Source organism: Bacillus sp. WP8 (assembly GCF_000800825.1).
Lineage (GTDB): Bacteria > Bacillota > Bacilli > Bacillales > Bacillaceae > Bacillus > Bacillus safensis.
The window spans coordinates 1,872,795-1,894,713 of the sequence record NZ_CP010075.1; the positions used below are offsets into that span (position 1 = coordinate 1,872,795).

Here is a 21,919-nt window from a genome sequence, read left to right on the forward strand (position 1 = left end):
CTCTCCCCTTTCTTAATGAGCGAGGGCTGCTTTTTGCCCGTTTGCCGTTTCTTGATTTTTCGGTTTTGTATTTGCTTCAAAGGCAAACATCACCGCTTCTTCATGACTGAGGCCCGCTTGTTTTTGTTCTTCAATGCTTTGAAGCATCATTTTGTAATTTCTCGGAATGACTTTGATGAATTGATCCTTTTCTTGCTCCCAGTTTTCAAGAAGTGCTGCTGCTTTTGAGCTGTTTGTATAATCAAGGTGTTCCTTGATCATTTGCTTCACTTCTTGTTCTTCTTCATGATCTGTGAGCTTTTCAAACATGATCATTTCCATGTTGCACATTCTTTTGAACTGTTTGGCATCCGATGTATGGATGTAAGCCACACCACCAGACATACCTGCACCAAAGTTTTTCCCAACGTCTCCTAAAATGACGACACGTCCGCCAGTCATGTATTCACAGCCGTGATCTCCGATTCCTTCAACAACCACATGTACACCTGAATTACGAACAGCAAATCGTTCACCAGCACGTCCGTTAATATAAGCTTTTCCGCTAGTTGCACCGTAAAATGCGACGTTTCCTACAATGACGTTTTCATGTCCATTTTGTACAAAATGATCAGACGTTTTAACAGCAATTTTGCCTCCTGAGAGTCCTTTGCCGATATAGTCATTTGAATCACCTGTTAAATAGAGAGACATACCCTTTGGCACAAATGCGCCAAAGCTTTGTCCAGCTGAACCAGTGAATCTTAGTGTGATCGTATCCTCTGGCAAGCCCTCTTCCCCGTAGCGCTTAGACACTTCACTGCCAGTGATGGTTCCGGCCACACGGTTGATATTGCGAATGTTCAATGATAGATCAACTGGTGTTTGATGATTCAGCGCTTCTTGTACATAAGGAAGGATTTCATTCATATCCAGCGATTCATCAATTTTATGATTTTGCGGTGTTCTGAATGTCCGCGCTCCTTCTGGCTGATAAAGCAGTGTTTCAAGGTTTAGCTGCCCTGCTTTCCAGTGAGCTTTTGCTCGTTCACTGACCGCTAAGACGTCCGTGCGACCAATTAATTCATCCATTGATGTAAAGCCGAGTTCAGCTAAGATTTCTCTTACTTCCTCTGCAATAAACATCATGAAATTCACAATGTGATCAGGGTTACCCATGAATTTTTTGCGAAGCTCTGGATTTTGTGTGGCAACACCGACCGGGCAAGTATCTAAATGACATGCTCTCATCATTACGCAGCCCAGCACGACAAGTGGAGCTGTCGCAAAGCCATACTCTTCTGCTCCTAAAATCGCAGCCATGACAACGTCGCGGCCAGTCATTAACTTTCCGTCCGTTTCAAGAACAACTCTCTCGCGAAGACCGTTTAGCACAAGGGTTTGATGCGCCTCTGCCAATCCAAGCTCCCAAGGAAGTCCTGTGTGTTTAATACTCGTTTTCGGTGAAGCTCCTGTACCGCCGTCATAGCCGCTAATGACAATGACGTCTGCAGTTCCTTTTGCTACACCTGCTGCGATTGTGCCAACGCCTGCTTTAGATACAAGCTTGACACTGATGCGTGCATCACGGTTTGCGTTTTTCAAATCATGAATCAGCTGTGCCAAATCCTCGATTGAATAAATATCATGATGCGGCGGTGGTGAAATTAATCCGACACCTGGCGTAGAACCACGTACATCGGCCACCCAAGGATACACTTTATTTCCTGGAAGCTGTCCGCCTTCTCCCGGCTTTGCCCCTTGCGCCATTTTAATTTGCAATTCATCTGCATTGACTAAGTAATGACTTTTCACACCAAATCGGCCAGAAGCGATTTGTTTAATGGCGCTTCTGCGGTCATCACCGTGTTCATCTACTGTAAAGCGGGCAGGATCTTCTCCGCCTTCTCCGCTGTTACTTTTACCGCCAATTCGGTTCATCGCAATTGCAAGTGCCTCATGCGCTTCTTTACTTAAAGATCCAAATGACATAGCACCTGTCTTAAAGCGGCGCACGATGGATTCAGCAGATTCAACCTCTTCCAGACGAACCGGCTTTTGTTTTGGCTGAAATGCAAACAAATTTCTGAGGAAGCCGATTCTTTCTTCATCCGCTGCCTTTGTATATTGTTTAAATAGGTCATAATCTTCATTTCGGCATGCCCACTGGAGCGTATGGATCGTTTTTGGATTAAATGCATGGTGCTCTCCATTTTTTCTCCACTGGAATTCACTGCCTGATTCAAGTGTCTGGTCAGTTGCTGCTTGGTACCCTGCTTCATGACGAAGTTTTGCCTCATGAGCAATGGTGTCAAGATCAATCCCGCCAAGCTGAGAAGCTGTTCCTGTGAAATACTCTTGAATGACGTCTTCACTAATCCCGACTGCTTCAAAGATTTGCGCGCCTCTATAGCTTTGCACAGTGGAAATCCCCACTTTGGACATGACTTTGACGACACCTTCTGTCACGCTTTTACCAAACTTTGTAACAGCTTCATCAAAGCTGATCGAAATCGCTTCGTCTGCAATCAGCTGTTTGTACGTTTCATAGACAAGGTAAGGATGGATCGCATCTGCCCCGTAGCCAATCAGTGCGGCAAAATGATGAACCTCTCTCACCTCTCCAGATTCAACGATCAGACTGACCTTTGTCCGCAGACCTTGACGCACAAGGTGCTGATGAAGTGCACTTAGCGCAAGAATTGGTGGAATCGGTACTTTTTGTTCTGTCATTTCACGATCTGAAAGGATTAATAAAGAGACACCTTCTCTAATCGCTTTTTCCGCCTCTTCAAACATCGCATCCAGCCCGCGCTTTAAATCATCGGTGAAAAGTGTATGAATTGTTTTGCTTTTAAAGGCATTATGAACAATTGTTTTCAAGCCGTTAAATTGTCCGCTCGTTAAGACCGGAGTATAAAGTTTAATTCTTCGGCATGAATATTCATTCGGATGTAAAATATCGCCTTCGGCACCTAACCAAGTCATGGTTGATGTCACCAGCTGCTCACGAATGGCATCAATCGGCGGGTTAGTGACTTGTGCGAACAACTGCTTAAAATAAGAAAACAGAGACTGCGCACGATCTGATAACACAGCAAGCGGTGTGTCACTTCCCATTGAACCAATTGGGTCCTTGCCTTCCTCTAGTAAAGGAATTAAATACTTTTGAATGTCTTCGTACGTATAATGGAACGCACGCTGACGCGTCAATAAATCATCCATTATACTAGAATTTTCTGAATTTTCTTCCGAGCGATTGACGTGGACCATTTCTTCATCGAGCCATTTTTGATAAGGAAGTTCATTTGCAATGGTCGATTTCACTTCTTCGTCAGAAATAATTCTTCCTTCTTCTAAATCAATGAGCAGCATTTTGCCAGGCTCAAGACGATCTTTATACTTCACATCTTCTTCATTTGTGTCAATCACGCCGACCTCAGAAGAGAAAATGATATGATCATCATTCGTGACATAGTATCTAGCCGGTCTTAATCCGTTTCGGTCTAAGATGGCCCCGATTTGTTTACCGTCCGTAAAGGAAATCGCTGTTGGTCCATCCCATGGCTCCATGAGAGAACTATGGTATTCATAAAATGCCCGTTTCTCTTTCGACATGTGCGTGTTTTCCGTCCAAGGCTCAGGAATCAGCATCATCGCTGTATGAGCAGGTGTACGGCCTGCAAGCACAAAGAATTCAAAGGCATTGTCTAAAATGGATGAATCACTTCCGTCTGCATTCAGCACTGGCAAAATCTTGTCTAAATCGTCTCCGAAGGCTTCAGATACGAATTGTTGTTCTCTTGCTCTCATCCAATTGATGTTTCCTCTTAATGTGTTGATTTCTCCGTTGTGAATTAAGTAACGGTTTGGATGGGCTCTTTCCCATGTAGGAAATGTATTTGTACTAAATCTTGAATGAACAAGTGAAAATGCAGAAACAAATGTTTCATCCTGTAGATCAAGATAAAAAGCATCGACTTGATCTGATGTTAAAAGCCCCTTATATACGATGGTTTGACTCGACAGGCTGACAAAGTAAAATTGTTTTTCCTCTTTTGTTCCCCAGTTCTCAGCCTGTTTACGGATGACATATAATTTTCTTTCAAATGACAAACGATCTGTGATGTTGTCGTTTGCTCCGATAAAGACCTGCCTCACAACCGGACAGCTCTTCGCTGCGACAGTACCAATTTTCCCGGCATCGACAGGAACCGTTCTCCAGCCAATTAATGTTTGGCCTTCCTGTTTAATGAACCCGTTGATTTTCTGTTCGATGGCTTGACGCGTTTTTTCGTCATCATCTTTTGAAAAGAAGACCATTCCTACCCCGTAACGGCCCTTTTCTGGAAGTGCAAATTCTTTGCAGTTCTTTCTAAAGAAAGCGTCTGGCAGCTGTACCATTAAACCGGCACCATCACCTGTATACGGATCACTGCCTTGCCCGCCGCGGTGATCAAGCTGGCACAGCATTTGTAATCCCTTTTTGACGATGCTATGTGTCGCCTCCCCTTTTAAATGGGCGTACAGTCCGATTCCACATGCATCATGTTCAAATTCAGGACGGTAGAGACCTTGTGGTTGTGGTAGTTGATTATAAGTCATCGTTTCTCTCCCCCGTTTAAAAGATCCGTTTTTCACAGTAATAAAATCTCACAAACTCTGTAACTTATTTTAAGTTTTCAAATTGATATAAACAATATATAATTTAGATCAAAACAATCTCTTTTTGAGATAGATGGGTGTGAAGTGCAAAAATGGAGCTTCGTCAATTACGTTATTTTGTAGAAGTCGCAGACCGTGAACACGTGTCAGAAGCGGCTGAAAACTTACATGTTGCCCAATCTGCCATCAGCCGGCAGATTGCGAATTTAGAAGAAGAACTTGGAGTGGCCTTATTCGAACGAGAAGGACGAAATATCAAATTAACGAAGATCGGCAGACAATTTTTAGATCATGTCAGAACTGCACTCAAAGCCATTGATTACGCAAAAGAGCAAATTGATGAATACTTAGATCCGCACAAAGGGACGGTGAATATTGGCTTTCCTACAAGTCTAGCGAGCCAAGTGCTCCCTTCTGTCATCTCCGCTTTTAAGCAGGAATATCCAGAGGTCGATTTTTTACTTCGTCAAGGATCCTATAAGTTTCTCATTGAAGCCGTTAAAAATCGTGATATCGATCTCGCCTTCTTAGGACCTGTACCGACAAACGATTCTCAAATAGAAGGAAATATTTTGTTTTCTGAAAGCATTTATGCCCTTTTACCGGTTAGCCACCCCTTTAGCGGACAAAGGAGCATTCATTTAAGTGATTTAAGAAAGGATCATTTCGTGTTATTTCCTGAAGGGTATGTGCTGAGACAAATTGCGGTTGATGCTTGCAAGCAGGCAGGCTATGAGCCTACCATTTCATCTGAAGGAGAAGATTTGGATGCCATTAAAGGCCTCGTATCGGCAGGTATGGGCGTTACCTTATTACCCGAAAGTGCCTTTTATGAAACAACACCGCGATTTACAGTGAAAATTCCGATCGATTTTCCTCAAGTGAGAAGAACGGTTGGCATTATTGCATCTAAAACGCGAGAAATGTCTCCTTCTGCCCATGATTTTTATGTGTTTGTGAAGGATTTCTTTTCTAAAATTGAACAATATAAATAATTCACTAAAACAAGACATTTCATTTGTAGAAATAATCCCTCTTTGTATATGATGGGTTACAGAACAAAAGACTATATGGAAGAAAGGTATTTGTATGAGATCAATTTTATCATTTTTAAAGCCGTATCGGCTGTCCGTTGTGTCCATTGTTATTCTCACCTTTTTAAGCAGTATGCTCCAGCTATATTTACCGACGTTAACAGCTGATATCGTCGATGTCGGTATTGTCCAGGGAGATATTGCTTACATATGGAAGGTTGGCGGCTGGATGGTGGCTTGTTCTTTACTCGCCATTTTGCTCACCATTTGGAAGTCTTACTTGTCATCAAAGACAGCACTTGGCTTCGGCCGTGATATGAGAAGACAGCTGTTTGTACATGTCGAACAATTTTCATTAGAGGAATTTCAAAAGATCGGCACGTCTTCCTTTATTACAAGATCAACAAATGATGTGAAACAAGTCCAAGATGTGACGATCATGATTTTACAAATGATGACGCGGGCCCCGCTTATGCTTGTGGGCGGAATCATTTTGGCTGTTTCCAGGGATGCTGTCCTGTCTCTTATCTTTTTAGCAGCCCTCCCCCTTCTTGGCGGATTTATTTATTTGGTGTCAAGAAAAGCCATTCCGCTATTTGGCCAGCTTCAGAAAAAAACAGACCGGCTGAATTTAATTATGCGAGAATCTCTTTCAGGCATCCGGGTCATTCGTGCATTTAACCGTGTGGATGATGAAAAGGAGCGATTCCAAGAAGCTAACACGTCCTATAAGGATACTGGCCTTAGAGTCAACCGATTAATGGCTTACTTGTTTCCATTTATGCTGATCATCATGAACTTCACGAATATCGGTATTGTCTGGCTCGGGGCAAACCGAATTGATGCCGGAGAAATGGAAGTTGGGAATCTCATTGCCTTCATTCAATATGCGATGATGATTTTAATGGCACTGATTATGCTATCGATGAGCTTTATTATGGTTCCAAGAGCACAAGCATCAGCTAAACGTATGAATGAAGTGTTAAACATGGAACCAAAGATTAAAGACAAAGAAGTGTCTATGACTGAGCTTCACGAGCCCGCGCAATCCATTCGCTTTGAGGATGTGTCATTTTATTACTCAAATGCAGAGAAACCGGCCGTTCAAAACATCACGTTTGAAGCCAAAACTGGCGAAACAACAGCCATTATCGGAAGTACGGGTTCTGGGAAAACTACCCTTCTCCAGCTGATGACGCGCTTTTATGAAGTGACAGAAGGCCGGATTACACTAGATGGTGTAGACATTAGAGAGCTGCCACAGGAGAAACTGAGAAACCAGATGGGCTATGTCTCGCAAAAAGCTGTTTTATTCAGCGGAACCATTGCCGAGAATGTGCGCTTTGGCAATCAGGATGCAAGCGATGAAGACGTCTGGCAGGCGCTGCGAACTGCGCAGGCCGAGGAATTTGTTTTGCAAAAAGATGGCAGAATTGATGCAGAAATTGATCAGGGTGGTTCCAATCTATCGGGCGGCCAAAAGCAGCGGCTTTCCATTGCAAGGGCGCTAGTGCGAAAACCATCATTCTATTTGTTTGACGATAGCTTTTCAGCACTTGATTACAAAACAGATGCAAAGCTGCGGGCATCATTAGAAGCAGAAAAAGCACATGCAGCCCTCATCATTGTCGCTCAACGAATCAGTACAGTGAAGCATAGTGATAAAATCATTGTACTTGATGAAGGGAAAATCGCAGGTATCGGAACACACGAACAATTAATAAAGGATAATCTTGTGTACCAAGAAATTGTCGCATCACAGGAAGGTCAGGAGGTGAGCGAGGATGAGTAAGAAAATGTCTTCCGGCATGGGCCATAAAGGCGCCCACCCTAAAGGGCCAGTCGCAAAACCGAAGGAATTTAAGAAAACACTGCTTCGGTTGACAAGCTATTTAAAACCAAGAAAATTTCAGCTGATCATCGTCTTTATTGCAGCAATTGGTTCAACTGTCTTTAATGTCATTAGTCCAAAGCTGCTTGGGGATGCCACCTCTTCCCTATTTGACAGCTTTACGAATGGAACAGCTGTTCAATTTGATGTCATTTCACGAATACTTTTGCTGCTTGTCGTCCTGTACGTCGTTGCTTCTCTCTTTTCATTCGTTCAGCAATATGTCATGGCCGGTGTCTCTCAACAGACCATTGCTGAATTACGCCAAGAAGCAAATGACAAGCTCACACGTCTCCCCCTTCGTTATTTTGATAAAACAACCCACGGGGACACGCTAAGCCGTGTGATGAATGATATCGATAATATTAATACATCGCTTCAGCAGGCGCTCACCCAAGTGATTACATCTGTTATTACAGTGATTGGAATTGTCGTCATGATGCTCTTCATCAGTCCGCTGCTTACGCTGCTTGTTTGTTTGACGCTGCCACTCAGCCTGTTTGCGATTCGCGGCATTACGTCATTTTCTCAAAAGCATTTTAAAGCGCAGCAAAAAGAGCTGGGGACGATCAATGGACATATTAATGAGATGTTCACAGGTCATCAGACAGTCCGTGCGTATGGCTACGAAAAGAAAGCGATCGATACATTTGATCAATTAAACGAAAAGCTGTATGAATCTTCAAGGAAAGCGCAGTTCATTTCTGGTTTAATGATGCCAATGATGACCTTTATCGGGAACCTTGGCTATGTGGCAGTCAGTGTAGCCGGCGGGATTCTTGTCATTAACGGGAATATTCGTGTCGGGGATGTGCAGGCGTTTATCCAATACACACAGCAAATGTCTCAGCCGCTTGTGCAAGCATCAAGCGTCGCAAACTTAGTTCAATCAGCGATCGCTTCTGCTGAAAGGGTCTTTGAAATCCTTGATGAAGAAGAAGAAAGTACCGAAGAAGATGCGGCAATTGATCTTGCATCACTCTCAGGTGATGTGAGCTTTGAACAAGTTCAATTCGGATATGAAAAAGATCAGCCGATTATTAAAGATTTGAATTTAGATGTGCAAGAAGGACAAACGGTTGCCATTGTCGGACCAACAGGCGCAGGAAAAACAACCATCATCAATCTTTTAATGCGTTTTTACGAATTAGATCAAGGCTCTATACGCATTGGCGGTGTCAAAACAACTGATCTTAGCCGTCAGCAAGTACGAGAATTATTTGCGATGGTTCTTCAGGATACGTGGCTCTTTGAAGGAACGATTTACGACAACATTGCCTACGGCAGGCAGCACGTTTCCAAAGAGGATGTCATCAAAGCCGCCAAACATGCCTATGCGGATGATTTCATCCGTACACTTCCAGATGGATATGACACACTGTTAACAGAAGATGCCGGCAACCTGTCACAAGGTCAGCGCCAGCTGTTAACCATTGCCCGTGCCATTTTATCTGATCCAAAGATCTTGATATTAGATGAAGCAACAAGCAGTGTGGATACTCGGACAGAGATGCATATTCAAAAAGCAATGAATGAATTGATGAAAGGCAGAACGAGCTTCGTGATTGCACACAGACTTTCAACAATTAAGGATGCAGACCTCATTTTAGTCATGAAGGATGGAAGCATCATTGAAAAAGGATCGCACAGCGAACTTTTAAAACAAAAAGGCTTCTATGCAGATTTATATATGAGTCAATTTGCCGAAAATCAAGTTGGTTAACATCAAAAAGAGGGTAAACACGCATGTCACATGCTGTCTACCCTCTTTTCAATTGTTATCTGCTCGCTTCTTCACTTTTACACTGAGCTTCGTTATATACTCTGCTTCATCTTTAGACATGAGCGAATGAAGTAAATACTCCTCAAATACATCTCCATCCAGCAACATGCCCTCTTTCTCGATTTCATCTAATAAATGCGAATAAGCAGACTCAATCTCATCATATGTTCCTTGATCATATATCACCGCATAGATCCCGCCAGGTTTTTTCACTGCCCCCGGTCCATCCATTCGGCAGAACAGCTGATCTGACTGATGATAGCGGCGCTTACGAAACTGTTCCTTTTTTAAGACAGAACCATTTGCCGCAGCCCCTTTTATGCCAACTTCCTTTAAAAATTCCCCTACAATACGTGATATTTCTTCTACAGGTGTATTTAAGTCGATCGGGTTTGAAGCACTTAGTATAACTGGTTCTTCTGGCAGCTCTTGAAACAGGACCTCCCCTATTTTCACAGTTGATAATTCATGCGTTGTCTCGATCACCCGCATAAGAAAAGCTTGGATATCTTGCAGCTTTTCAATCTCTTGTTTGACCTTTTCTACTTGGTCGGCCGCTAGGCTTTGCAGTCTCTCGCGAGAAGGTTCTGTGAAATATTGTTTTAACTCTTTGATCGGAAATTGAACAGCCCGCAAGGATTGAATCGCAATAAAATGATCAAATTGCTCAAGTGTATAGTAACGGTAGCCATTTTCATGAACACCAGCCGGCTTAAATAAATCGATTTTATCATAATACAGAAGCGTATCCTTTTTTACATCAAATAGCTTGGCAAACTCTCCAGTGAAAAACGTTTTTTGCACATCATTGATCATGATGAAGGCTCCTTTCTTGACTATGGAGTTACTCCATCCTTTATCATAACATGCAGAAACACCATTACGCAGGGAAAGGATAAGAAAATGAACAAAATAACTCAACATGAAGTGACATTAGCACATGCAAATAAAGAAGATTTCCCTTCTATGAAAAAAGAGCTTCAGAAAGCTTTTACAGCTGGCGTGATCGACGCATTTGGAGATGCAGAGGATGGTCCGATTCCTCCAGATGAAGTGATTGATGAGTCTTTTCATTCCAATGACCACATTGTTTATCATATTATGCTAAATGGTGAAAAGGCAGGCGGCGTTGTTATCAAAATCAACCAAGAGACACATCACAACTCGGTTGATTTGCTATACATCTCATCATCCTCTCACGGCCGCGGTATTGGTCAAGCAGCATGGAAAGCCATCGAGGCGCAATATCCAGAAACAATTGTATGGGAGGTTGTGACCCCATATTTTGAAAAACGCAACATTCATTTCTATGTCAACAAGTGCGGCTTTCAAATTGTTGAATTTTATCACTTACACCATCCAGACCCAAACGCACCTCGTGAAGCAGATCGAGGCAATGGCCCTTTAGCACCTGAGGAATTTGAATTTTTTAAATTTGAGAAGGTGATGAAGAAAAACGGTTCAAACGGATGATAACGAGCATTTCTTTAAGATAAAGTTAAAAACACTACCTCATAAAAAGGTAGTGTTTCTTGAATCTTCTCTATCTTCTAATCTGACCGTCGCCACATAGAAGCAGCTTAGTTGTCGTGAGTGCAGGAAGTCCCATTGGCCCTCTTGCGTGGAGTTTTTGAGTAGAAATGCCGATTTCAGCTCCATAGCCAAGTGCGCCGCCGTCTGTAAAGCGAGTCGATGCGTTATGATAAACAGCCGCCGCATCGACTTCGTTTAGAAACGTGAGTGCATGTTTTTCATCTTCTGTCACGATGGCTTCTGAATGCTTTGTGCCGTACTGATCGATATGGCTGATCGCTTCCTCGATTGAATCGACTACCTTTACCGCAAGATCAAGACTTAAATACTCATCTGTCCAATCTACTTCCCCAGCAGGAACCGCATGTGAAAAGTAAGACTCTGCTGCCTGATCTCCATGTACAGTGACACGGTGCTCCTGCAAAGCTTCATTTAATGAGACTGCATTTTCTTTCAGCCAATCGCGATGAATAATCAGCGTCTCAAGTGCATTACATACAGCCGGACGATTCGTTTTCGCATTGATCACAATCTCAATGGCTTTTTTCACATTCGCGGTTTGATCAATAAAGACATGACAGTTTCCTGTCCCTGTTTCAAGCACTGGAATAGTGGATTCCTCCACCACTGTTTTGATTAAGGAAGCTCCGCCTCGCGGAATTAACACATCGATCCATTCTTTAAGTTGAAACATCGCCTGAACCGATGAACGGTCTGTTTGTTCAATCAATTGCACCGCATCACGAGGAATTGTTGTTTGATCCAATGCTTCATGAATCACACTGACAATGGCTTTGTTGGAAGAAATAGCGGAGGAACCGCCTTTTAAAATCACTGAGTTGCCTGCCTTTAAGGCAAGGCCTGCTGCATCGACAGTGACGTTCGGTCTCGCTTCATAGATCATCCCGATCACGCCGAGCGGTACTCTTCGGCTTTTCACATGTAAGCCGTTATCAAGAGTCCATTCATCCAATATTTCTCCAACAGGATCTGTTAATCTCGTCACAAGCCGCAAACTTTCAGCAAACTCATGAATTCTTTCTTCATTTAACATTAACCGATCTAAGAGTGCCTCCGAGAAGCCCTTTTCTTTCCCAGCATTTAAATCTTTTTGATTCTCCTGTAAAATGAAGCGGCTTTTTTGCTCTAACGCTTCTGCCATTTTAAGCAGCGCGTCATTCTTTTCCTCTGTCTGAAGTAAACTTAGTTTTTTTGAAACGTGCTTTGCTTTTTTCGCTTTTTCTTTGACCGATGTGACAACTTCAGCTGTCAGTGTCATGGAATTCCTCCCTTTTGGTTAACAAACTGGAATCGATAAATCTAAATGACAAACAAATGCTTCAAGATCGACGACATGAACGATTTCATCTTGTAACAAGTCACTCTTACGTGCGAGTTCATCTGACGCATAATTCACAATACCAAGCCCTATTTCTCTTCCATCTTGATCTAAAATACGGACGACATCGCCTTTTTTAAATGAACCTTTCACACTGACAATCCCATCAGAATCAAGACTTCCCTCTCGGTGCATGAGAAATTCCTGTGTTTTCTCTTGAACCACGATCTCACCTTTTGGTCCAGAATGAAAGGCAATCCACTGTTTCTTATAGTTCAGCGGCGCTACATTTTCGTCAGCGGTAAAATAAGTCCCGTCCTCTGTCCCATTGATCGCTTTGTCTAAAATGTGAGGCGTATCTGCTTTTCCTAAAAAGCCATTGATACCTGCGGCCATTGATATTTTAAAAGCATCGAGCTTTGATTTCATTCCGCCTGTACCTACACTGCTGCCTGCGTCTCCAGCAGCTGCTTCGATGTCTTCTGTAATGTCAGTGACTTCAAGAATTCTCTTTGCATTTGGATTTGTATGAGGATTATCTTCATACAAGCCATCAATATCAGATAAAATGGCAAGGAAATCCGCATCAATTAAGCCAGCTACTTTTGCAGACAATGTATCGTTGTCTCCAAACTTCAACCGATTGATCGTCACTGTATCATTTTCGTTAATAATGGGGATGATGCCTCGATCTAATAACACATTCATTGTGTTGCGCACATTTTGATAGCGCGTTTCATCAGAAAAATCACTTCTTGTGATTAAGAGCTGTGAGGCAATATAACCGTGTGATAAAAATAAAGTAGAATATGATTCCATTAGAAGCCCTTGCCCAATTGAGGCAGATGCCTGCTTTTCCGGCAGTGTTTTCGGTCTATCGATAAATCCTAGTTTTCGGTAACCAGCTGCAACCGCACCAGATGAAACCAAAATGACTTCGTGTCCCTCATCTTTCAGTTTCACAATTTGATTGACGAGGTTTTCTAGTTTTTTCAAACTAATCTCACCTTGAAAGCTAGTAAGAGAGCTGCTTCCGATTTTCACAACAATTCGTTTTCTCTCTTTATCTGCGTACACCTTATCACTCCTGCATCTGAATTCTATTTATATAGATACTTTTTGTTTTTGCTGATTGCTTATCTCTTTTGATCGATTGGCAGCATGTTTAACGGCCTGCTTGATCGCTTCTCCTCCGCCAAAATCATCTAATGCATTCAGTCCAGCAGCAGTTGTTCCATTTGGTGACGTAATTTTCTCTCTTAGGACTGAAGGATTTTCCTCTGTTTCTTGGAGCATTTTTGCCGCACCGAGGAGTGTCTGCGCGCCAATTTGGCGAGACAATTCCTTTGATAAACCTGCCTCTTCTCCTGCTTCTTCGATTCTTTCCATTAAGAAATAAAAGTAGGCGGGCCCGCTTCCAGCAATTCCAGTAAAGATATCCATTTGCTCTTCCTGAATGGTATAGACTTCGCCCATTTCAGATAAAAGAGCCTGGCTTATGCTCATATGATCGTTTTTCACATAACGTCCAGCCGATAAAGCAGTCGCTGATGCCCCGATCGTACTTGAGGTATTTGGCATGACCCTTATAACAGGCTGGCCTTCGTGCAGCATGTCTTCAATATACGATAGCTTAACACCTGCAAGGACAGACATGATAAGCTGATGTGGCTGAATACGAGATTTTAATGATTCCAGTGCTGCTTCAGCATCCTTTGGTTTCATGGCCAGGATCAACATATCCATTTCTTCAAAAGGAAATGAATCCATTGCGGCTGTTTGAATTCCGTATTGTTTCGTTAGTTCATTCAATCGATGTTGATTTTGTCTGTTTGTTGCGTAGATTTGGCCTAGCGGCATCTGTCCTGATCGCACAATACCTGCAATCATTCCTTCCGCCATAGAACCTGCTCCAATGAAAGCAACTTTCTTTTGATCAATGATATTGATCCTCTCCCTTGTTCGCTTTTTGTTCGTGTTTTTCGCACGTTAGTTATCGTAACATGATGAGAAATCGTGTCAAGAAAGAGCCAGCGCTTTTCAAAAGTCCCGAATGCCTGGCGGACAGCTTGCTGCAAGTATGTTAGCCGTGTTTTTGAAAAACAGCAATTTAGATCAAAAGAACTATGATCATTTGAATCATAGGACCCTTTCGTTCGACTGAATTCACCATTTTATTTTTGGTTTCGGTGACTTCAATTCTATTTTTAGAAAGCGCTCTCATTTTAATCACTTTCTATTTTCCTATTTGGTGAATGTGCTTGAATCTTTCGATTAGACTATTGACATATTTTAGAAAACATGTCCGTTGAAATGATATTTTACTGGTGATACCGTGAAAGAGAAATCATGTGAAAAAGGAGCGTTCATAATGAAAGTGAAAGAAAACTATGTCAATGTGATTCCAATGAAAGAAATCCGTTCTACCGATGACCTTCTTTTCCCATTCCCTATTTACAATGAGCTGCGTGCTGAAAGTGATATTAGATTTGATGAGACAAGAAAGTGCTGGGATCTCTTTCGATATGCGGATATCCAGTCTGTTCTAAAACAGCCTAAAGTGTTCTCTTCACAGCGGGGAAGAAGCACGTCTAAAACAAGTATTTTAACGATGGATCCTCCAAAACATACAAAGATGAGAGCGCTCGTGAATAAAGCATTCACTCCAAAAGCGATCAAACAATTAGAAGATAAGATCAAAGACCTGACACATGATCTATTAAATCAAGTCAAGGATCAACGTACGTTTGATATCGTGCAAGATTTAGCAGCTCCCCTGCCAGTGATGATCATCGCTGAGCTTCTCGGTGCAGAGGTGCAGGACAGAGAGCTGATTAAAAAACATTCTGATGCCCTTGTGGCAGGTGCTAAGGATGAATCAAAAGAAGCCATTCAGGCTGTTGTAGATATGCAAAAACGCGCTGAAGAGGAGCTGTCCGTTTATTTTGCTCAATTGATCAAAAAACGAAAAGAAACGCCTGCGGATGACTTGATCTCGCTTCTCATTCAAGCTGAAATCGATGGAGAGCGTTTAACCGAGAATGAACTGCTTGGCTTTTGTATTCTATTACTTGTTGCAGGCAATGAGACAACGACCAATTTAATAACCAATGCCGTACGACTGCTGACAGAGCAGCCGCATATCGCTGAATCCGTTCGACAGGATCCCTCTCTTATTCCTCAATTAACTGAGGAAACATTGCGGTATTATCCGCCTGTTCAAGCCATTGGCCGAATCGCCGCAGAGGATGTTGAAATTGCTGGCGCACGCATTGAAAAGGGAGACTACCTCATCGGCTGGGTTGCTTCAGCAAATCGGGATGAACTGAAGTTTGAAGATCCAGATACATTCCGCCTTGACCGGAAATCCAATCCTCATATGAGCTTTGGATTTGGCATTCATTTTTGTCTCGGTGCACCGCTTGCCCGGCTTGAAAGCAACATCGCGCTTGACGTTTTACTCCATACGTTTCAAGACATCACCTGCGCTGCAGATCAGCTAAAACCTATACAAAGCACGTTTGTTTTTGGGGTAAAAGAATTTCCTGTACAAGTCACACGTTTTTAAAAGTCCCTTTTTCAGGGGCTTTTTTTCATTTTCTTCAATTCATCATCTCTTTCTTACCTTCCACCTCCGAACATGCTAAAATAAAGTCCATACAAAGCGATAACGGAATGCAGAAAGGAAGCCGAAAACTCATGACCGATTATACAGCGATGAAAGACGGAATTTTCAAATCAGTTTGTTCGTTAGATTGCCCGGATCAGTGCGGTCTTTTAATACATAAAGAAAATGGAAAGATCGTGAAAGTGCAAGGAGATCCGGACCACCCTGTCACACAAGGAAACATATGCAACAAAGTGCGTAATGTCACAGCCCGTTTATATGATGAAAAAAGGCTGACCACTCCTTTAAAACGTGTTGGTAAAAAAGGCGAAGGTCAGTTTGCACCGATTACGTGGGAAGAAGCCATTGAAACCATTCGTCAAAAATGGACAAAGCTGATCGAAGAAAAAGGGTCAGAAAGCATTCTGCCTTACAGCTTCTATGGGAACATGGGCAATCTCAACGCAGAAGGAATGGACCGCCGCTTTTTTTATCGTCTTGGTTCAAGTCAGTTAGACCGGACGATCTGTCAGTCAGCGGGAACGACTGGCTATAAATATACAATGGGTTCAAGCATTGGGACAGATCCTGAAGACACCATTCATACGAAACTATTTATCTTTTGGGGCATCAATGCCGTATCGACCAATATGCACCAAATCACCTTGGCACAAAAAGCGCGAAAGCAAGGAGCTAAGATTGTTGTGATTGATGTTCACAAGAACCAAACCGGCCGGATGGCAGATTGGTTCATTCCGCTTCGACCTGGTACTGACAGTGCACTTGCCCTTGGCATCATGCATGTCCTTTTTAAAGAGGAACGTACAGATGAAGCCTTTTTAGAGACCTACACGGTCGGTCATAAAGAGCTGCGCGAGCATGTGAAGCAGTATGATCCAGACACAATTGAGCGAATCACGGGTGTCCCTAAGGATGACATCATGACACTAGCTAGAATGTACGCTGAGACATCACCATCTCTCATTCGCATTGGGAATGGTTTGCAGCACCATGATAATGGCGGGATGAGTATTAGAACGATTTCCTGCCTCCCTGCCCTGACTGGTCAATGGCTGCACAAGGGCGGCGGCGCGATGAAATCAAACTCTTCTTTTCTTAGCTATAATGAAACAGCTCTTCAGCGGCCGGATTTATTAAAAGAACGCACACCTAGATCATTTAATATGAACCAGCTGGGAAGTGTGCTGACAAGTGCAGAGCCTTCCGTTGATTCTCTCTTTATCTACTCGTGCAACCCTGCAGTTGTAACACCTGAAGCGAATAAAGTCAGAGAAGGTTTGCTGAGAGAGGACTTATTTACAGTGGTTCATGATTTATTTCTAACAGAAACAGCGGCGTATGCAGACATTGTCCTGCCGGCGACATCTGCCTTTGAAAATGAGGATTTCTATACATCATATTGGCATCATTATATTCAAATTCAGGAGCCAGTGATAGAACGCTACGGAGAAAGCAAATCTAATACTGAAGTATTCCGCCTGCTAGCTCATGCGATGGGCTTTGAAGATCAAGCCTTCCGAGAGACAGATGCTGAGCTCATGGAACAAGCTCTTCATCATCCAGAAAATCCGCATTATGAGGACATTTCATACGAAGCATTAAAAGAAAAGAAATGGATCAAAGCAAAGCGTGGAACTTTCGAGGAATTAAAGCTTCAAACCCCAAGCGGAAAAATTGAGCTTTATTCTGAACAAATGAAAAAAGACGGGTATCCAGCACTTCCAACCTATGTGCCCCTTTATCAGGAAAGCGATTATCCGCTTACCTTTATACCGGGGCCTAACCATAATTTTCTGAATTCCACCTTCTCACTTCATGAAAAGCATCAAAAGCTTGAGAAATTTCCAAAGCTTCACATGAATGAACAGGATGCAAAGGAAAGAAAAATTGAAGATGGTGACATGGTGCGTGTGCTGAACGATCGAGGAGAGTGTGAGCTTGTCGTGTCAGTCGGTCAAAATGTTTTAACTGGTGTTGTGGTCAGTCAAGGATTATGGGCAGATCAAAAAGGGAAAAAACATTTAGTGAATGGGTTAACACCTGATCGATTGGCAGATATGGGCGGCGGCGCGACGTTCTTTTCTGGCAGAGTCGAAGTTGAAAAATTATCATAGAAAAAGTAAAAGCCAGCAAAAAACTGCTGGCTTTCAGATTGTTGACAAAGGGCTAAAATGATTTTGATTTTAGCCCTTTGTCTTCTTTTCAGCGTGATAGAAAACCTTTGAAGTCTAGGAAGCTCGAGCACTGGAGCGGAGCGAATTTGACATTCGTGAGCACCAGCGCGCAGAGCTGACAACGAATGCGAGGGTTTGTCTACACGCTGAAAGCCAGCAAAAAATGCTGGCTTTTTTATCTGCTTTTATCGTCCAATAAACAGCTGGTTGGTCATCACATTCGCACTTCCGCTGCTTTGGTAGCCTTCTACAGTAAATGCCGTTTCGTACATTTTACCCATTGGCATGCCTAAGCTTTCCCATTTATTAAAATGCGCACTGACGGAGACCGTTCCGCTTGTACGTTTTGTTTGACGTACACTCCAATATTGCTTAAAGGTCGCGATCCCGATAATGGAAGGCTGATTGACGCGAGTCGTTTCATAAATGTCATATGTGCCTCCATCGGCATAAAATGATCCTTTATACGCTCCTGTTGGACGATATGTGCCCCATGAATCAACAATGTAGTATTCTGCTAATGGAGATTGTGTCCAGCCATAGACACATAAATAGGAATTCCCGCCTGGGTTAAAGTTTGCGTTGTAGTTGATGGAGATGTTGCCAAGCTGATGATGAGTTTTAGTGGAATCAAACTTCTTCCCTTTTCGAAATAAGGCATTTCCGATACTGTTCCAGCCTGCAGTAAATGCCCCGCCGTTATTGAGTGTCATTGAGGTGTTTCCATAATCCTTCCATAATTCATAATCGTATCCGCTATGTGTACCCATTTCATTATTATAAATCGTTTTCGCATCAGCTGGCACAGCCGTCAGTGTCAATACAAATCCAATACACACCACAAACAATAGCCTCAATCTTTTCAAATTCATTTTCCATCCCTCTCCTTTTTTCATTCGTATTGTTCTGTCATCCCTCAGATGAAAAACCCATCACCTCCTTTCATGAAGCTCATTCTGCTAGATGGAACGATACGGTTTTAACCCGGCATGGATGTCTTTTGTTTGTGTATAAATCCTTTGATACAAATGAAATAGATCAGCATATACTTCCGCATGCTGCTGCTCTGGCTCATAAACAGCAGCTTGATGGATCAATTGATTAGCACATGCTTCAAGTGACGGATACCACCCGCAGCCAACCGCAGCAAGCATGGCTGCACCTAATGCAGGCCCTTGTTCATTGTCTAACTGGATGACGTCAGCCTGAAAAATGTCTGCTTGCATTTGAAGCCATGTCCGGCTTCTTGCACCGCCGCCAATGGACACAATAGAATCTATGTTTTTTCCTGCCTGCCGGAATAATGCGATAGATTCATTCAGCGAAAAGGTAATTCCTTCTAACACAGCCCTGACAACATGTGCCCTTTCATGACTGCTGTCTAATCCAATCAAGCTGCCGCGAATGATCGAATCCGCATGAGGTGTTCTTTCCCCAACTAAATAGGGAGTAAAAAGCAATCCTTTCGCTCCTGGCGCAACATGAGCCGCACCTTCTAAAAGTGATTGGAACGATTCCTCAGGTGCCAGTAAGTGTTTTGCCCAGTTAAGACTATATCCCGCTGAAAGGGTGACGCCCATTGTGTAAAAAGCGTCTTTTTTTGCATGATGAAACAAATGCAAATTCCCCTGAAGTTCCCTTTCATGATCTTCTTCGTAGGAAAGAATGACACCCGATGTGCCGATGCTGCATAACGTGCGGTCAGAGGATAAGATACCAGCACCAATTGCTCCGCAAGCATTATCTGCCCCGCCGGCAAAAACCTTCACGCCTTCTTTCATCCCAACATCACGTGCAATGTGCGGCAAAAGTGTACCAACCTCCGCCTCTGATGTGACAAGCGGCGGGCAAATATGAGGAGAAATGTCAAATGCCTGACAAATCTCCTCACTCCACGTCTGTTCACCGATATTTAACAGCAAAGTGCCCGCCGCATCAGAATAATCAATATGGACAGCGCCTGTTAAACGAAATCTGACATAATCTTTTGGGAGTAAAAACATGTCGATTTGTTGATCAATATGTGGTTCATGTTCCTTTACCCATAGTAATTTAGGCAGTGTGAATCCTTCTAACGCCTGGTTTTTTGTGATCTTTTGCAGCCGGTCCCCCAGCTTTTTTGTCATGTGTTCACATTGTGCTGTCGTTCGTGTATCATTCCATAAAATTGCAGGGCGGAGCACTTCGCGAGATTCATTTAATAGAACCAACCCATGCATCTGTCCGGAAAAGCTGATGCCTTCGACTTGCCTTGAATGAACAGGTTGCTTTGCCATCAGTTCTTTCATCACAGCTATTGTCTGCTCTACCCAATCCTCGGGGTGCTGCTCACAATATCCCGGTTTCTCTTGAATGAGGCGGTACGGCTTAGAGGCTTCGCAGCACACCTTTCCGCTCTCATCGACTAATATCGCTTTGACCCCGCTCGTTCCAAGGTCAATTCCCATCACATATTTCATGTTTTCACTCCTTCAAAACAGGTCCGCCCATTCAATTAATCTTCTAACAAGTATTGATTTAAACGGGCCTTCAGCTGTTCCTCTCTTCCCGATTCGTTTCTGATCAAAGGATGTTTCAGCGCATATTCTTCTAATGTATGAAAGTTTGCCTTCCCTTCTGAAATGTCACGTCCAATTCCTTCAGAAAAGCTGCGATACCGGTGCTTTATCACATCTTCAAACACACGATCTTCTATGAGTCTATGAGCGACCCGCAGTCCCTTTGCGAATGCATCCATTCCGGCAATATGGGCATATAAAATATCTTCAAGTTCAAAGGAAGCTCTTCTCACTTTTGCATCAAAGTTGAGACCGCCAGCCCCTAGCCCGCCATTTTGCAAAATTTCATACATGGCAAGAGTTGTGGCATACAGATCGGTTGGAAATTCATCTGTATCCCACCCAAGAAGCGAATTCCCTTGGTTCGCATCAACAGAACCGAGCAGCCCATGAATTCTTGCGACACGCAATTCGTGCTCAAACGTATGGCCAGCGAGTGTCGCATGATTGGCTTCGATATTTAATTTAAAATGAGAATCTAATCCGTATTGCTTTAAAAAAGCGATGGATGTCGCTGCATCTGTGTCGTATTGATGAGTTGTCGGCTCCTTTGGCTTTGGTTCAATTAAAAATTGACCTGTGTACCCAATTTCTTTTGCATAATCAACAGCCATATGCAAGAAGGCCGCCATGTGATCAAGCTCTCTTTTCATATCTGTATTAAGCAGCGTATCGTACCCTTCTCGTCCACCCCAGAAAACATAATTTTCTGCACCAAGTTCTTTGGCGGTTTCGATGCCTTTTTTAACCTGCGCGGCCGCATAGGCAAAGACATCTGCATGACAAGATGTCGCAGCACCGTGTACAAATCTAGGATGCTTGAACATATTGGCCGTGTTCCACAGCAGTTTTACTCCGCTTTGCTTCATGTATTCTTTCATACTTTCTAAAATGATGTCTAATTGTTGATTGGTCTCTTGAAGCGTCTCTCCCTCTGGCGCGATATCGCGGTCATGGAATGAAAAATACGGTACATCTAATAGGTCAAAAAGCTGAAAAGCGACTTCCAATCTAGCTTTTGCTAAATCCATTCCGCTATAGGAGTCCCATGCTCTCTGCATCGTGCCAGTTCCAAACATGTCAGTTCCATCAGCGGTTAATGTATGCCAATAAGCGACTGAAAAACGCAGGTGGTCTTTCATTGTTTTTCCGCCAATCACTTCGCTTGGATTATAGTATTGAAAGGCGAGTGGATTTTTTGATTGTTTTCCTTCATATTGAATTTTGCTGATTCCTTCTAAGCTGTATAACGTTTTCATATTTGATTTAGCCATTCTTCATTCCTCCTGAGTACACTTTGTAAGTTGATTCAACAAACTAACAATCAATGTATGA

General features: G+C 42.9%; 14 protein-coding genes. 6 read left to right on the forward strand and 8 right to left on the reverse strand.

Features of this window, described 5'->3' with window-relative positions; translation table 11 throughout:
• Positions 1-12: 12 nt before the first annotated feature.
• Positions 13-4,584, reverse strand: a complete 4,572-nt coding sequence (gene gltB / locus QR42_RS09245) for a glutamate synthase large subunit (RefSeq protein ID WP_039179185.1) — start codon at positions 4,582-4,584, stop codon at positions 13-15.
• Between the two features lie 152 nt (positions 4,585-4,736).
• On the opposite strand from gltB, the gene QR42_RS09250 reads away from it, so the two are divergent.
• The 3 genes from QR42_RS09250 to QR42_RS09260 all read left to right on the forward strand — a co-directional run bounded on the left by QR42_RS09250 (position 4,737) and on the right by QR42_RS09260 (position 9,292).
• On the forward strand, positions 4,737-5,639 hold the full coding sequence (locus QR42_RS09250; protein WP_034280677.1) for a glutamate biosynthesis transcriptional regulator GltC: 903 nt from the start codon (positions 4,737-4,739) through the stop codon (positions 5,637-5,639).
• A 94-nt stretch (positions 5,640-5,733) separates the two neighbouring features.
• Positions 5,734-7,470, forward strand: coding sequence for an ABC transporter ATP-binding protein (locus QR42_RS09255; protein ID WP_039179191.1), 1,737 nt, complete (start codon positions 5,734-5,736; stop codon positions 7,468-7,470).
• Entirely contained in the window at positions 7,463-9,292 is a 1,830-nt protein-coding gene (locus QR42_RS09260) for an ABC transporter ATP-binding protein (RefSeq protein ID WP_039179194.1), read from the forward strand. Before QR42_RS09255 ends, QR42_RS09260 begins: the two co-directional genes overlap by 8 nt.
• 48 nt (positions 9,293-9,340) lie before the next feature.
• Here QR42_RS09260 and QR42_RS09265 read toward each other — a convergent pair whose 3' ends face one another.
• Positions 9,341-10,168 carry a MerR family transcriptional regulator gene (locus tag QR42_RS09265; RefSeq protein WP_039179196.1) on the reverse strand — a complete coding sequence of 276 codons (828 nt, stop codon included), beginning with the start codon at positions 10,166-10,168 and terminating at the stop codon, positions 9,341-9,343.
• Positions 10,169-10,255: 87 nt separating this feature from the next.
• Between QR42_RS09265 and QR42_RS09270 the strand changes: the two genes are divergently transcribed.
• Positions 10,256-10,825, forward strand: a complete 570-nt coding sequence (locus QR42_RS09270) for a GNAT family N-acetyltransferase (protein WP_039179199.1) — start codon at positions 10,256-10,258, stop codon at positions 10,823-10,825.
• 70 nt (positions 10,826-10,895) lie between these two features.
• On the opposite strand, the gene QR42_RS09275 is transcribed toward QR42_RS09270, so the two are convergent.
• The 3 genes from QR42_RS09275 to proC are packed head-to-tail and all read right to left on the reverse strand — an operon-like array spanning position 10,896 to position 14,126.
• Entirely contained in the window at positions 10,896-12,164 is a 1,269-nt protein-coding gene (locus QR42_RS09275; protein WP_039179202.1) for a glutamate-5-semialdehyde dehydrogenase, read from the reverse strand.
• Between the two features lie 18 nt (positions 12,165-12,182).
• Positions 12,183-13,301, reverse strand: coding sequence for a glutamate 5-kinase (gene proB / locus QR42_RS09280; RefSeq protein WP_039179204.1), 1,119 nt, complete (start codon positions 13,299-13,301; stop codon positions 12,183-12,185).
• Positions 13,302-13,328: 27 nt separating this feature from the next.
• On the reverse strand, positions 13,329-14,126 hold the full coding sequence (gene proC, locus QR42_RS09285) for a pyrroline-5-carboxylate reductase (protein ID WP_039179207.1): 798 nt from the start codon (positions 14,124-14,126) through the stop codon (positions 13,329-13,331).
• A gap of 469 nt (positions 14,127-14,595) precedes the next feature.
• Here proC and QR42_RS09290 point away from each other — a divergent pair, with 469 nt between their 5' ends.
• Together QR42_RS09290 and QR42_RS09295 are read left to right on the forward strand one after the other, a co-directional pair.
• Positions 14,596-15,792, forward strand: a complete 1,197-nt coding sequence (locus tag QR42_RS09290; RefSeq protein ID WP_039179209.1) for a cytochrome P450 — start codon at positions 14,596-14,598, stop codon at positions 15,790-15,792.
• A 131-nt stretch (positions 15,793-15,923) separates the two neighbouring features.
• A complete protein-coding gene (locus QR42_RS09295; RefSeq protein WP_039179211.1) occupies positions 15,924-17,966 on the forward strand; it encodes a molybdopterin oxidoreductase family protein in 2,043 nt (680 codons plus the stop codon).
• 245 nt (positions 17,967-18,211) lie between these two features.
• On the opposite strand, the gene QR42_RS09300 is transcribed toward QR42_RS09295, so the two are convergent.
• The 3 genes from QR42_RS09300 to xylA form a co-directional block, all read right to left on the reverse strand.
• Positions 18,212-18,898, reverse strand: a complete 687-nt coding sequence (locus QR42_RS09300; protein WP_025093139.1) for a glycoside hydrolase family 11 protein — start codon at positions 18,896-18,898, stop codon at positions 18,212-18,214.
• A gap of 87 nt (positions 18,899-18,985) precedes the next feature.
• Positions 18,986-20,485: a xylulokinase gene (gene xylB, locus QR42_RS09305; RefSeq protein WP_039179215.1), complete on the reverse strand. Its 1,500-nt coding sequence runs from the start codon at positions 20,483-20,485 to the stop codon at positions 18,986-18,988.
• 35 nt (positions 20,486-20,520) lie between these two features.
• Positions 20,521-21,858, reverse strand: coding sequence for a xylose isomerase (xylA, locus tag QR42_RS09310; RefSeq protein ID WP_039179218.1), 1,338 nt, complete (start codon positions 21,856-21,858; stop codon positions 20,521-20,523).
• Positions 21,859-21,919 lie beyond the last annotated feature (61 nt).

Bases quoted from the DNA above. Each gene is read 5' to 3' on its own strand.
- QR42_RS09295 (WP_039179211.1), top strand. From the start codon at position 15,924: ATGACCGATTATACAGCGATGAAAGACGGAATTTTCAAATCAGTTTGT.
- QR42_RS09270 (WP_039179199.1), top strand. From the start codon at position 10,256: ATGAACAAAATAACTCAACATGAAGTGACATTAGCACATGCAAATAAA.
- proC (WP_039179207.1), bottom strand. From the start codon at position 14,126: ATGGCGGAAGGAATGATTGCAGGTATTGTGCGATCAGGACAGATGCCG.
- xylB (WP_039179215.1), bottom strand. From the start codon at position 20,485: ATGAAATATGTGATGGGAATTGACCTTGGAACGAGCGGGGTCAAAGCG.
- QR42_RS09300 (WP_025093139.1), bottom strand. From the start codon at position 18,898: ATGAATTTGAAAAGATTGAGGCTATTGTTTGTGGTGTGTATTGGATTT.
- xylA (WP_039179218.1), bottom strand. From the start codon at position 21,858: ATGGCTAAATCAAATATGAAAACGTTATACAGCTTAGAAGGAATCAGC.
- QR42_RS09265 (WP_039179196.1), bottom strand. From the start codon at position 10,168: ATGATCAATGATGTGCAAAAAACGTTTTTCACTGGAGAGTTTGCCAAG.
- QR42_RS09250 (WP_034280677.1), top strand. From the start codon at position 4,737: ATGGAGCTTCGTCAATTACGTTATTTTGTAGAAGTCGCAGACCGTGAA.
- QR42_RS09290 (WP_039179209.1), top strand. From the start codon at position 14,596: ATGAAAGTGAAAGAAAACTATGTCAATGTGATTCCAATGAAAGAAATC.
- gltB (WP_039179185.1), bottom strand. From the start codon at position 4,584: ATGACTTATAATCAACTACCACAACCACAAGGTCTCTACCGTCCTGAA.
- QR42_RS09255 (WP_039179191.1), top strand. From the start codon at position 5,734: ATGAGATCAATTTTATCATTTTTAAAGCCGTATCGGCTGTCCGTTGTG.
- QR42_RS09275 (WP_039179202.1), bottom strand. From the start codon at position 12,164: ATGACACTGACAGCTGAAGTTGTCACATCGGTCAAAGAAAAAGCGAAA.
- QR42_RS09260 (WP_039179194.1), top strand. From the start codon at position 7,463: ATGAGTAAGAAAATGTCTTCCGGCATGGGCCATAAAGGCGCCCACCCT.